Here is a 13,632-nt window from a genome sequence, read left to right as displayed (position 1 = left end):
GGTAATTTTTCTTGACTTTTGTCAATAGTTTCACTACAATAAGCCTAAACTGATTTGAAGCAGACAATCAATTAGACGCGCGGGAAACGCTCCCGTCCTTTCTCGGACGAGAGCGTTTGTAATTCCGGGGAAAATCCAGGCTCGTATCAGATCAGCGTCAAAGCAGCAAATTGCACTGGCAGCCGGACGTATCTTTAAGCGAATACAGCATAGCCGGCATGAACGGCGTGCAAAATAAGAAAAAAGGAGTACGATCTGTTATATGGCGATAGATTTTTTAAGTTTAGGCATCCGGCAGGAACTGAACGACTTTTTGCGGCAATCCGGCATCAGTGAGCCGACTCCGGTACAAGCCCAGGCCATTCCGGTTCTCATGGCCGGCAAAGACCTGGTAGCCCAGTCTCAGACCGGCACCGGCAAGACCCTGGCTTTTTTGCTGCCGATTTTAGAAAAGATCAAACCGGCTGAATCCCGTATTCAGGCCTTGATCATGACCCCAACCCGGGAACTGGCCTCCCAGATCACCAAAGAAGCCGGCATCTTGGCCGAAAAGCTGGGCCTCAAGGTATTACCAGTATATGGAGGGCAGGATGTGGAGCGGCAGGCTAAAAAGCTGGAAGGCAATCCTCATATGATCATTGCCACCCCGGGGCGGCTGCTGGACCATCTGGGACACAACACGATTGACCTGTCTGCGGTCTCCCGTCTGGTTTTGGATGAAGCCGACCAGATGCTGCATATGGGTTTTCTCGATGACGTGGAAAAAATCATCCGGCAGACCTCCACCAAACGCCAAACCATGCTGTTTTCCGCCACCATGCCGGCCAAAGTCCGGGCCTTAGCCAAACGGTACATGAAGCAGCCGGTGGATATTGAGATCCAGGCCAGCCATGTAACCCTGGACGAGATCAGGCAAATGGCGGTGCAGGTGGCAGCTGAGCCGGATAAACTGCCTGCTCTGTGCAGCATGATTGACGCCTACCAGCCGTATCTGGCCCTTGTTTTCTGCCACACTAAGCAGCGGGCGATTGAACTGGGAACCGCTCTGGCCCAGCGGGGCTACAAATCAGACGAACTTCACGGTGATCTGTCCCCGGCCAAACGGACTCAGGTCATGAAACGGTTCAGCGATGCCACCCTGCAAATCCTGGTGGCCAGCGATATTGCGGCCCGGGGTCTGGACATCGAAGGCATTACCCACGTGTTTAACTACGATGTTCCCCGGGACGTAGATACCTATATTCATCGTATCGGCCGGACGGGCAGGGCCGGCGAGACCGGCATCGCCGTTACTCTGGTCACGCCTCAGGAACAGGCTTATTTACGCCAGATTGAGCATGGCATCCGGTTTTCCCTGGAAAAGTATCGGTTTGACGGCAAACAGGTGGTGGCCAAAAGCCAAAAACCGCCGCGCCGGCAGGCCGGCTCTTCAAACCGTGATGACAGTCACGGCGCTGAGAATCGTACCCGTGGGTCAAAATCAGCAGCGCGTCCGGGCAGGAAATCTCCTGTAACCCGATGAATAAAAAAGAGAATGGTAAGTATTTGATGGAATCCTGCCGATCAGGATTCCCTTTTTTTGAAGCGATGCAACCGAGAACGAGTAACGAGGTAGAGAGATGCGTTTATATATTGCAGAAAAACCGAGTATGGGACTGGAGCTTGCCAAGTGTCTGCCTGGTCCCCTGCAGCGCCGGGACGGATATATTACTACCGGCGGCGGGGTGGTGACCTGGGGATTCGGTCATGTGCTGCGTCAGGCTGAACCGGGGGAATATGATGCGAAATATGAAAAGTGGCGGCGGGAAGACCTGCCGATCATCCCGGAGGACTGGAAGCTTCTCGTGGTTGAATCCAGCGCTAAACAGTTCGGTGTGATGTGCCGCTTAATCGGCGAGGCCACGGAAATCGTCCATGCCGGTGACCCGGACCGGGAAGGGCAGCTCTTAATTGATGAAGTGCTGGATTATGTCAAAAATCAAAAACCGGTCCGCCGGATTTTGCTTAATGCCCTGGACGAGACCAGCATTCGCAAAGCCATTGCCGATCTAAGGGACAATCAGAATTTTTTTCATCTGAAGCAATCCGCCTTGGCCAGAGCCAGGGCTGACTGGCTGATCGGCATGAATCTGTCCCGAGCCTACACCTTGGCCGCCCAGCAGGCCGGTCACCGTACCACTCTGCCCATCGGACGGGTCAAGACTCCGACATTGGCTCTGACCGTACGGCGGGAGAGGGAGATCGTCAATTTCAAACCAGCGGACTACTTTACGATAAAAGCGGATTTTCTTCATAAAAACGGACCTTTTACCGCCTATTGGCAGGCAGGGGAGGACCAGCCGGGCCTGGACAGCGAAGGGCGCTTAGCGGATCAGGCTGTTGCCGATAAGCTTCTGGCCGACCTGGCGGCCGCCTCCAATCCGGCTAAGGTCACAGTGTGTGAGACCAGTCAGAAAAAAGATCCCCAGCGCCTGCCCGTGTCCCTGTCCGTATTGCAGGTCATGGCCGGCCGCCGGTTCGGCTGCGATCCTCAGACCGTACTGGACATAGCGCAAAAGTTGTATGAACGGAAACTAACTACCTATCCCCGTTCCGACTGCGAATTTCTGCCGGAAACCCAGCATGGGGATGCAGCTGCTATTCTCGGCAATCTCATAACTTCGGGTCACTCTGAACTGGCCGCCTGGGCGGCAGCCGCCGACTCTAAGATAAAAAGCCGGGCCTGGAACGATAAAAAAATCACTGCCCACCACGCCATTATTCCCACTACGGTAAAATGCAACCTAGCCAGTCTAAATGAAATGGAACGAAATATTTACTGCCTCATTGCCCAGGCCTACATCGCCCAGTTTTACCCAGTCCATGCCTATAAGCAGACCAAGGTGGAGGTCGTTCACGGAGATGAACTCTTTACAGCCAGCGGACGGATTATCACGGACATGGGCTGGAAGGCGCTATATACCTCTGACTCCCAGGACAAAGAGGAGGACGCCGCGGGCTCCTCTCTGCCGGCCATGAAAAAAGGCGATGCCGCCGACTTTGTCCAGGCTGCGGCCGAAAAAAAGGCCACTAAGCCGCCGGTCCGGTTTACGGCAGCGACCTTGCTGGCAGCCATGAAAGAAATCCATAAGTATGTAAAAAATCCGGAAATGAAAAAACAGTTGAAAGACGTGGCCGGCATCGGTACCGAAGCCACCCGGGCCACCATTATCAAAGAACTGGTTGACCGGGGATTTCTGACGGAAGAAAAAAAGAAAAAATACCTGATGCCCGCCGACGCGGCCTATCTGCTGGTGGATTTGCTGCCGGATGAGATGACGTATCCTGATTCCACGGCAGTTTGGGAGGACATTCTTCACCGGATGGCGGCGGGGGAGGAAGACCTGGCGGAATTTTTGCGGCAGCAGGCGGATTTTACCGCCCGGCTTTGCGCCAAAGCCGTGGAACTGGTGATCCCCCTGAATGGAGAACATCCCTGTCCTCAATGCGGCCGGGGCATACTGAATCTGAAAAACGGCAAGAACGGTAGATTCTGGGGCTGCTCCCGCTATCCGGAATGCAAGGCCTCCTATGACGATCAGGACGGCAGACCCCGTCCCCCTGACCATCCTTGCCCCCGCTGCCGACAGGGCGCTTTAAAACTGCGGGAGGGCAGGAACGGCAAGTTTTGGGGCTGCTCCCGATATCCGGCCTGCAAAGCGGCCTATAATGACCAGCAGGGAAAACCCGCCCTGCCGGCGCAGCCGGCACAGAAAGCGGCAACTGCATCCGACCGTGCAATAAATCAACCGGAATAACAAAAGCTATGCTTACCGGGGTGTGCCCGTGAATTCATATGGAGGAGAGATCCATGACGATGAGTACATCATTCGAAACCTTGGGAGTTATCGCATCACTGACGGCGGGGCTGCATACAATCGGCATTGAGACGCCCACTCCAATCCAGGCCCGTGTCATCCCCCCGGCCTTGGCCGGCAAAGACGTTATCGGTCAGTCAGCCACCGGCACCGGTAAGACCCTGGCCTATCTTTTGCCGGTGATGCAAAAACTAGATACAGCCAGACGGGAGAATCAGGTCCTGATCCTGGCCCCCACCCATGAACTGGCCATCCAGATCCAGCGCCGGATTGAGGAAATGGCCAAAACCAGCGGTATCCCGCTAACAGCCGCACCCATCATCGGCAACGTAAACATTGAACGGCAGATTGACAAGCTGAAAGAAAAACCTCATATTATCACCGGCTCCAGCGGCAGAATCCTGGAACTGATCCAGAAAAAGAAAATCAACCCCCAAACCGTTCAAACCATTATCCTGGACGAAGCCGACCGCCTGCTGGACGATCAGAACCTGGACAGCGTCAAAGCTGTGATCAAAACCACCCTGCGGCAGCGGCAGATCATGCTGTTTTCCGCCACTATTCCTGCCGCGACACTGGCAAGGGCTAAGGAATTCATGGCGGATCCGGCGATCATAACAGTCATCGGGCAGGAAAAGGTTCCCGAACAAATTTCTCATCTGTATTTTGTCAGCGAGCAGCGGGAAAAAATCGAATTGCTGCGTAAACTCACCAGAGCTATGGACATCAGGAGAGCTCTGGTCTTTGTCAACAAAGGCGAGAATATTGACCTTCTGGTGTCTAAGCTGAACTTTCACGGGATTCCCGCTGCCGGTCTTTACGGCGGCGCCGAAAAAAAGACCGGCGACAGGCCAGGGAGGCCTTTCAAAACGGCAAGGCAACATTGCTGCTGGCCTCGGACATAGCAGCCCGGGGGCTTGACATACCGGGGGTGGATTATGTGTTTAACCTGGATCTGCCGGAAGACCCGCAAGTCTATCTGCATCGGGCCGGCCGCACCGGACGGGCAGGGCACAAGGGCACAGTCGTATCCATTTTGGCCAAGCATGAATTGGTTTTCATCAAAGAAATCCAAAAGACTTTAAGCATTCAAATAGCGTCCATGGAATATAGCGGTGGCAGGATTATGGACTACAGGCCGCGAAATCATCCACAAAGTTCACCGTCACGACCGGCAAAAGGCCGCAAACCACTAACAGAAAAGGACCATCAGCATGAATCTAATAGCAATCGAAAACCTGGCCAAAAGCTACGGCGTCCGGACTCTGTTTGACGAAGTCACCTTCGGCATTGAGGCCGGGGATCGCATCGGACTGATTGGCGTCAACGGCGCCGGCAAATCCACCTTTCTGAGGATCATTGCCGGACTGGAACCGGCTGACAGCGGCAAGATCACCATGGGCAGCGGCGTCCGGGTAGAATATCTGCCCCAGGACCCGGAGTTTGATCCTCAGGCTGCCGTGTTGGAGCAGGTGTTTAAAGGCGTCTCGCCGGTGATGCAGGTGCTGCGGGAATATGAACAAGCCTTGGCCCAGGCTCAGGCCCGTCCCCAGGACACAGAACGGCAGCAGGACCTGATCCGGCTGAGCCAGCAAATGGACGTCCAGGATGCCTGGCAGCTGGAGAGCGAGGCTAAAATCATTCTGACCCAGCTGGGCATTACCGATTTTGCCGCCAGAGTAGGGGAGCTTTCCGGCGGGCAAAGAAAACGAATTGCCCTGGCCGGCGCCCTTATTCATCCCTCCGACCTGCTCATTCTGGACGAACCTACCAATCATATCGACACTGACACCGTGGCCTGGCTGGAGCAGTATCTGCAAAAACGCAAGGGCGCCCTCCTGATGATCACCCATGACCGCTACTTTCTGGATCGGGTGGCCACCCGGACCATTGAACTGGATAAAGGCAAACTGTATACCTACAGCGGCAACTACAGTCTGTTCCTGGAAAAGAAGGCCGAACGGGAAGAACTGGCCGAAGCCGGCGAACGCAAACGGCAAAACCTGCTGCGTAATGAACTGGCCTGGATCCGGCGGGGGGCTCAGGCGCGCAGCACCAAGCAAAAAGCCCGAATTGACCGGTTCGAACAGTTAAGCGCCCGGAAACCGGATGTTGAGAACGGCAAATTGGAAATCACAGCCGCTGCCAGCCGGCTGGGGAAAAAGATTATCGAACTGGAGCATGTGCATAAAAGTTTCGGCTCATATATCTGTATCCGCGATTTTAGCTACATTGTCCTGAAAGACGACCGGGTCGGCATCGTCGGGCCCAACGGCAGAGGTAAATCCACTCTGCTGAATCTCATCGCCGGTAAACTTACCCCTGATCAAGGTGCGATAGAGGTGGGCCAGACCGTGAAGATCGGCTGCTTTTCTCAGGAAAACACTGAAATGGACTCAGACCAGAGGGTCATCGACTACATAAAAGAAGAAGCCTCTATCCTGACCACATCTGACGGCGGCACTCTGACCGCCGCGCAGCTGCTGGAACGATTCCTGTTCCCGTCTCAGCTGCAATGGATGCCCATCGCCAAATTATCCGGCGGGGAGAAACGCCGCCTGTATCTGCTGCGGGTTCTGATGAGTGCCCCCAATGTGCTCTTGCTGGATGAACCCACCAATGACCTGGACATCCAAACCCTGACCATTCTGGAAGACTACCTGGACGGTTTCCCCGGAGCAGTTATCGCCGTTTCCCACGACCGGTTCTTTCTCGACAGGCTGTCGGATAAAATCTTCGCCTTTGAAGGCGACGGCATGATCCGGCAGTACACCGGCAATTACTCCGAATACCAGGCAATCTTCAGTCTGCAGTCAGCATCCGATACCGCCTCTAAGGCCAAACCGGTGGAAGCGAAAAAAACGCCGGCATCCCATAAAGAACAGGAGCGGCCTCGCAAATTTTCTTTTAAAGAACAGAGAGAATATGAACAAATTGACGGAGTCATCGCCGGCGTAGAACAGCAGCTAAAAGAAGTCGCCGCCCGGATTGAGGCTGCCGACACGAACTATGCAGCCTTGCAGGAACTACTGACAACACAAAAGGCCCTGGAGCAAAGGCTGAATGAACTAATTGACCGCTGGACCTATCTAAATGAACTGGCTGAGATCATCAAAAGCTAATGCTGTAACGGGGAGGCGCCAATGAACATCCAAATCTTCGGTCTGAAAAAATGCCAGGATACGCGCAAAGCTGAACGTTACTTTAAAGAACGGGCGCTTCCCTATCAGTTTATTGACTTGACGGTACGGGGCCTCAGCAAGGGCGAACTGAACAAAGTCGGGGCAGCTGTGAGCATGGACAATCTCATAGACAAAAACAGCAAGGAATATGCCAAGCGCAATTTAAAATATATTATACATGATCCGGTAGAGATGCTTTTAGCTCATCCGTTGCTGCTTAAGACCCCTATCGTGCGTAACGGAGCTAAAGCCACAGTCGGTTACTGTCCGGAGATATGGAAAGACTGGGATTAGTATATGAGGCTGTGATCAAGTATATTGTGAAATGAGACCAGAAGGTGCCGCATACGTTTTTGCCAAAAACGTATGCGGCACCTTTGTCCTTTAGACGTATTTCCCCATCATTTCATGCCTCGAAACAGTTCCCGGAACAATCAGCTGAGGATATTTTGTCATGTTTTGGGGAGTAATAGAAGTTGGAGATAGTTAGATGCCTGACATAATGCTACAAATCGTACATGCCTCTACCGTGATTGGATGATATAGAAGGTGGGCGCATTAAGATGCATTTAGATTTCAATGAGGTAGGTAATATTGAGAATATATGTCCGCATTGCGTATTATATAAAGCCATACAGTTTAGCGATCGCAAGCGCCCTGGTTTGTACGATTTTGGCCTCAGCGGTTAATCTTTATTTGCCGAAAATTATCGGGGATGTAATTGATGAGGTCTTGGCGACAAAAGATGTTGCTGCGCTTAATTTAATTGCGGTCACTGTCATTGCCTTAATCGTGCTGCAAGGTATCTCCATGTATGGACAGACTTATCTAATGGCTTATTCCAGTCAAAAAATTATTATCGATATCCGCAGAGATTTGTATCAACACCTGCAAAAGTTATCGATGTTATTTTTTGAAAAGCGCCCTATAGGCACAATTATGAGCTATATTACGAATGATGTGGCTGCTTTGCAAACAGCGTTAGTTAATAATGTCATTGATTTTGTGAATCACTCCGTAACCTTGGTCGGGTCGGTTATATTGCTGCTCTATATTGATTGGAAACTTTCTCTGTTGATGTTTATCAGCTTTCCGCTCATTTTATATACTATCAATGTATCCGGTCATAAAATGCGAATAAAGAGCCGGACTTTACAGGAGCGCGCTGCCGATATAACCGCATTTCTTCAGGAAACGATCTCAGCGGTTGGGGTTATTAAATCATTTTCCCGCGAGAGCTACGAATTAGAGCGCTTTGATTTCGAAAACAAGCGGAACTTCCAGGCGCACATGAAGATTGTTCAAGTCATGGCTGTTATTACGCCTATTATCAATATACTTTCGACCATTGGCATTACAGCGATCATCTGGTTCGGGGGACATGAAGTGATAAACGGTAATTTAACCTCCGGCGCCCTTATATCCTTTCTTGTATATGTGATTAATCTACCCGCTCCTGTCAAACGCCTAAGTAATGTATACGCAGATATCCAACGGGCATTAGCGGCAGCGCAGCGAATATTTGAAGTACTGGATATAGAGCCGGAAGTCAAAGATTCAGGGGGGGCTAAAGAGTTACCGCCCGTAGACGGCTATGTAGCCTTTAACAATGTTTCATTCGAGTACAACCCGGGGAAGCCGGTTTTAGCGAATATTTCTTTCGAAGCTAGACCGGGAGAGCTAATGGCTATAGTTGGGCCCAGCGGCGCAGGAAAAACCACAGTAGTAAATCTGATCCCCAGGTTCTATAACCCTGAAGATGGTTCGATTTGCATTGACGGCATCAATATCAATACAGTTACATTGCAGTCCCTTCGCGGGCAAATTGGCATTGTGCCGCAGGAAACGATTCTGTTTGGCGGTACAATCTATCAAAATATTTTGTACGGAAATTTAGAGGCTTCTCAAGCGGAAGTAATCGCTGCGGCAAAGATGGCAAATGCACACAACTTTATTATGGAAATGCCTGAAGCATATGAAACTTCGATTGGAGAACGCGGAGCTCAACTGTCTGGCGGACAGCGGCAGCGCATCGCAATAGCCAGAGCAGTTTTAAAGAATCCGCGGATACTAATCCTTGATGAAGCCACTTCGGCTTTGGATACCGAGAGTGAGTTGCTGGTACAGCAAGCACTTGACCGATTAATGACCGGACGAACCTCTTTTGTTATTGCGCACCGCTTGTCAACTGTACAGCGGGCTAATCTAATTATTGTAATGGAAAAAGGCAGGATCGTGGAACGCGGTGATCACGAAGCATTAGTGAAAGCCGGTGGATTGTATAGTAAGTTATACAGGATTCAATTCAGTCAATAAACAATAATAAGGTTCAAGCGTGATAGAGGTTTCTTTAAGAGATGGACCTTTATTGCCATTGCCAAAAGATTAAAGTCTTGGTATGCTTGTCTTAAGGGTTCATGGCATGCATTCACTTAAGACCCTATGTAAATAATATGGTTAGGAGTGAGAGCCTTGGAATATCTTGATGCGATACGAGGCAGAAGAAGCTGCCGCAATTTTAAAAATCAACCGATTGAGAAAGACAAGATTCATATCATGTTAGAGGCGGCGATCTATGCACCTTCTCCTGCTAATAGGCAGCCGTGGGAATTCATTGTTGCAAATAACCCCATATACAATATGCGGTTAAAAGAAACCTCAGAGAAAACAAAAGAAAAACTGGCCGAGAGAAGCGGCTGGAAGTGGCTTCCGACCTTCAATATCGATTTTCTGTTGCAGGTTCCGACACTTATCGTAGTGGTTGGCGATCCCAGCCGTAATGGCGCTGAACAATTTTTGGATGTACCAAGTCCGGGATATGTGGAGGCCTGCAGCGCCTCAATCCAAAATATGCTGCTGGCAGCTCATGCTCAAGGACTGGGCACACTTTGGTTCACTTTATTCGAGAAAGCTGACGCTAGAAAGATTTTTAGCATTAGTGAGGATAAAGATCCTATCAGTATCATTTGTGTTGGTTATCCTGTACATACGGGGAATGCTCCTGCTCGCAAGGGAATTGAAGAAAAAGTTAAATTTATCGATTAAAATTTCTATAAAAAAATTTACTGTTTAATGGTGCGTGTTTTTGTGTCAAAAGGAAGGCTGCCTCAAACGTAATTGAGGCAGCCTTTGATGTTACTATTAGTAGCTTTGGCTGTGACGGTCCCGGCAGTAATTCGGACAGTCGCTGGATCGAAAGGGGACTGCAGAGGGGAAGGCTCACTGCCAGTGTTCCAGCAAATATTTTTCCGCCTCTGCGTTCCATAAGCCTTTATGCTGCTGGCAAATTTCTGCCAGCCGGGCAAAATGGGGATTTTTTTCTTTTTTGACGGCAAAGTCATCAATGGCTGTTAATTCCATGTCAATGCCTGTATAAATCAATTTTTTCCCGCCCGGCAGTTCCGGCAGTTTCAAAGTGGCTTCAGCCGCGCTGTTTAGTCCGCCGATATGAGTGACCATCACGGCCGGGCGGATCCGTTTCTTCTCGGTCAGTCGCAGGGATTCAATCATATCGCTGGTGTTGCCGCCGGTGGTGCCCATGACATGGGCTGAATTGTAATGTACGTTGTAATAGTTGATCGGACCGGAAAAGGCAGTATCAGTCGGACCGGCGAAGAAGTTCAGGCAGCCGTCCCGGCCTAAAATCTGATCAGCCTGTTCTACCAGCGCCCGTACCGGCGCATATACATGAACGTCATCAAAGCCGGCGCCGCCGGCCAGATCCCGCAGATATTTCACTGGATCCTTGATATTACCGGTATTGACAAAGTGCAAGTCAATGCCGGCTTTTTTCGTTTCTTCAGGCGGGAAGAGGGCCTGAGCTCTCGCCAGTCTGGCCGGATCCATATCGGTAACCACGATCAACCCCGGCCGGCGATCACCATGGAGGGCATAATCAATGGCGCCCAGTCCCATGGGCCCGGCACCGGCCAGAATGGCGAGCTTGCCGTCGGCAACGATTCCCATCTTGTGTTCGTAGGAGCCCATATCTGTGTGATAACTGGCGTGGAAGGCGCCTATGATGCAGGACATCGGTTCGGCCAGGGATGCTTCAAAATACGAATCTCCGCTGTATTTTAACAGGCAGCCCAGCTCCATCACTTCCTGGGGCAAAATGGCGTATGTGGCCGCTCCGCCGCAATACCGATAGGAATATCCCGGCGAGTCCATACTTCCCTTGTAGTTTAAAGCAGGCTGCAGGGCGAACTTTTCTCCCGGCTGAAACTGCTGCTGCCATTTGGCGCCAACCTGAACAATATTGCCGGCCATTTCATGGCCGATGATTACCGGGTTCTTGTCGACATCGTTGGGGACGCGCTTATGATCGGGGCCGAGAATGGCGGCCTTGTAACTGGACATGCAGATGCTGTCGGAAATGACCTGAACTAAGATTTCATCTTCCCTGATCGCCGGCAGTTCGAAGTCTTCCAGCCGAAGATCTTTTTTTCCGTACAGTCTGACTGCTCGCGTTTTCATCTTTACCACCTCGCAACATGATCAGGAGCAATAAGGCCGGCGGTATTGCCGGCTTTGTTCCTCCTGCTATTTCTACTGCTCTTGTGCCAATTCAGCGACTAAGGCGGTGAGGGCATCCGCCGCCTCTGCCTCATCGGGACCGTTGACGACAAGCCGGAAGGCACTGCCGGCGGATAAGCCGAGAGAAAGCAGGGCAAGCAGACTTTTCCCATCTACTTCACGTTCGCTCTTTACCAGCCGGATACTGCTTTGATAACGACCGGCTGTCTGTACCCACAGGGCGGCGGGACGCGCATGCAGTCCGGTTTTATTGTTTATAACTAACTCTTTTGTAATCACTTGGTCACCTTCTTATTCCATCTGATTTTTGCCAACCCGGTCAACCGGCGTCGCTGATCTGAACCGCAGCCAACAATCGGTCGACTTCCTGCAGGGAACCCGCCTGAGTACCGGGCTGAACCACCGAAGCGGTGGCGGCAGCCGTTCCCAGACGAGCGCAGTCGGCCAATGACAGTCCCCGGGTTTGGCCGACGACAAATCCTGCAACCAGAGCATCACCGGCGCCTACCGTACTTTTGGCCACGACGGCTGGCGGCCAGACCCGGAGCATTTGGCTTTTGTCGGCAACAATCGCCCCCTGAGAACCCAAAGTGACGATGACTTGTCTGATGCCGCCGGCCAGCAGGTCATCGACGGCATTTTGAATCTCAGCTTCCTGGATCAAGGATTTCCCGGTTAATTGGCGCAGCTCATCCAGATTCGGTTTTATGACATCAGGCATGGCCTTGATTCCCTCCCGGAGAGCCGGTCCGCTGCTGTCGAGCATCACCTTGACTCCCTGCTGTTTTAGCAGCGGGATGAAGCGGTGGTAAACGGTATCCGGCACCCCCGGCGGCAAACTGCCCGAGAAAACAAACCACTGCCGTTCGCCGGCCAGCTGCCTGATTACTTCGGTCAGCCTTGCCAAATCCCCTTCATTGCTTGCAAGGCCGGGAAAGTTGATTTCCGTTACCTGACCGCTTAAGCCGTCTACAATCTTAATATTCATCCTGGCGGCGCCGGCAACCTCGACAAAACAATCATGGATTCCTTGCTGCTGAAAATATTCGCGAAACACTTTGCTGTTATCCTGCCCCAGAAAGCCGGTTGCCGTCACCGGGCAGCCCAGTGCCCTGGCCACTTTGGCCACGTTAATCCCTTTACCGCCCGGATCAATCCGCTGCTGCTCGACCCGGTTGAGCGCTCCCGCCTGAAATTGCGGGATATGCACGGTATGATCCAGTGCCGGATTCAAGGTAATTGTGACAATTTTCTGCTGTCCGCTATCACTCACAAGCGGTCACCCTCCCGCCGCCAATCGTTTCCGTCCGTAATTCGACCAATGCGCCAAGCTGCTTTGCGTCCGCCTCAGTAAGCCCGGTATCGGTAATCAGTAAATCCAGATCCTCGAGACCGCAAACCCGGCATAAGCTTTTTTGCCCAAACTTGGAATGGTCGGCTGCTAAAAATTTTTCTTTACCGGCATGAAGCATATATTGTTTTGTCTCAGCCTCAGTCAGATTGGGGGTGGTTATTCCAAACTCAGCATCAATAGCGTTGGCTGCCAAAAACACTTTATCAAAGCACATTCGGCGCAACGCATCATTGGTGAGACCCCCCACCAGAGATCGGGTATTTTTGCGCAGCGTCCCGCCCAGCAGCAAGATCTCAACGCCTGCTTCGTCGCCAAACACCTGGGCGATGTCCATACTGTTCGTGGCGACAGTGATCTTTTTGTTGCGCAATAACCGGGCAATTTCCAGGGTAGTCGTTCCTGAATCGAGCAGGATGGTCTCGCCATCCTGCACTAAATCAGCCGCCAGCATCGCAATCTGACGTTTTTCCGTTAAAAGCCGAACTTCCTTTTCCTGAAAACTCATTTCAAAACCAGTCTGGACCGAGATTGCCCCACCGTGGGTCCGCTGGATCAGGCCGCTATCCTCTAATTCCTGCAAATCCCGGCGGACCGTGGATTCCGAGATGCCGAAACGCTGGCTTAAACTGGTCACCGTTACGGGGTTGCCGGTATTGACAAGCTGCAGGATTTCCATTTTTCGTTCTGCCGCAAACATAAATTC

General features: G+C 51.7%; 10 protein-coding genes and 1 pseudogene. 7 read left to right on the top strand and 4 right to left on the bottom strand.

The window, feature by feature from the left end; all coding sequences use genetic code 11:
- Window positions 1-262: 262 nt before the first annotated feature.
- The 7 genes and pseudogenes from ALO_RS06300 to ALO_RS06270 all read left to right on the top strand — a co-directional run bounded on the left by ALO_RS06300 (window position 263) and on the right by ALO_RS06270 (window position 10,084).
- Complete coding sequence (locus tag ALO_RS06300; RefSeq protein WP_004573152.1) at window positions 263-1,522, top strand: DEAD/DEAH box helicase; 1,260 nt, start codon at window positions 263-265, stop codon at window positions 1,520-1,522.
- Window positions 1,523-1,619: 97 nt separating this feature from the next.
- Complete coding sequence (locus ALO_RS06295) at window positions 1,620-3,797, top strand: DNA topoisomerase III (protein ID WP_004573151.1); 2,178 nt, start codon at window positions 1,620-1,622, stop codon at window positions 3,795-3,797.
- A gap of 59 nt (window positions 3,798-3,856) precedes the next feature.
- Window positions 3,857-5,130: pseudogene (locus tag ALO_RS06290) on the top strand (DEAD/DEAH box helicase).
- A complete protein-coding gene (locus ALO_RS06285) occupies window positions 5,072-6,979 on the top strand; it encodes an ABC-F family ATP-binding cassette domain-containing protein (protein ID WP_004573148.1) in 1,908 nt (635 codons plus the stop codon). Before ALO_RS06290 ends, ALO_RS06285 begins: the two are co-directional and overlap by 59 nt.
- 21 nt (window positions 6,980-7,000) lie before the next feature.
- Window positions 7,001-7,333 carry an arsenate reductase family protein gene (locus ALO_RS06280; RefSeq protein ID WP_004573147.1) on the top strand — a complete coding sequence of 111 codons (333 nt, stop codon included), beginning with the start codon at window positions 7,001-7,003 and terminating at the stop codon, window positions 7,331-7,333.
- A 300-nt stretch (window positions 7,334-7,633) separates the two neighbouring features.
- Window positions 7,634-9,355, top strand: coding sequence for an ABC transporter ATP-binding protein (locus ALO_RS06275; protein ID WP_004573146.1), 1,722 nt, complete (start codon window positions 7,634-7,636; stop codon window positions 9,353-9,355).
- 156 nt (window positions 9,356-9,511) lie between these two features.
- The gene (locus ALO_RS06270; RefSeq protein ID WP_004573145.1) at window positions 9,512-10,084 is read left to right on the top strand and encodes a nitroreductase family protein; all 573 of its coding nucleotides are present in this window, start codon (window positions 9,512-9,514) and stop codon (window positions 10,082-10,084) included.
- A 174-nt stretch (window positions 10,085-10,258) separates the two neighbouring features.
- Here the strand turns inward: ALO_RS06270 and ALO_RS06265 are convergent, their stop codons facing one another.
- The 4 genes from ALO_RS06265 to ALO_RS06250 all read right to left on the bottom strand — a co-directional run bounded on the left by ALO_RS06265 (window position 10,259) and on the right by ALO_RS06250 (window position 13,626).
- A complete protein-coding gene (locus ALO_RS06265) occupies window positions 10,259-11,515 on the bottom strand; it encodes a zinc-binding dehydrogenase (RefSeq protein WP_004573144.1) in 1,257 nt (418 codons plus the stop codon).
- Between the two features lie 72 nt (window positions 11,516-11,587).
- Window positions 11,588-11,854, bottom strand: coding sequence for an HPr family phosphocarrier protein (locus tag ALO_RS06260; protein ID WP_004573143.1), 267 nt, complete (start codon window positions 11,852-11,854; stop codon window positions 11,588-11,590).
- A 40-nt stretch (window positions 11,855-11,894) separates the two neighbouring features.
- Window positions 11,895-12,848, bottom strand: coding sequence for a 1-phosphofructokinase (gene pfkB, locus ALO_RS06255; protein ID WP_004573142.1), 954 nt, complete (start codon window positions 12,846-12,848; stop codon window positions 11,895-11,897).
- The gene (locus ALO_RS06250; RefSeq protein WP_004573141.1) at window positions 12,841-13,626 is read right to left on the bottom strand and encodes a DeoR/GlpR family DNA-binding transcription regulator; all 786 of its coding nucleotides are present in this window, start codon (window positions 13,624-13,626) and stop codon (window positions 12,841-12,843) included. Before ALO_RS06250 ends, pfkB begins: the two co-directional genes overlap by 8 nt.
- Window positions 13,627-13,632 lie beyond the last annotated feature (6 nt).

Origin of the sequence: Acetonema longum DSM 6540 (genome assembly GCF_000219125.1) — a bacterium.
Classification (GTDB): domain Bacteria; phylum Bacillota; class Negativicutes; order Sporomusales; family Acetonemataceae; genus Acetonema; species Acetonema longum.
Note: the sequence above shows the minus strand (reverse complement) of the source record. Positions and strands in the feature narration are given on the sequence as shown.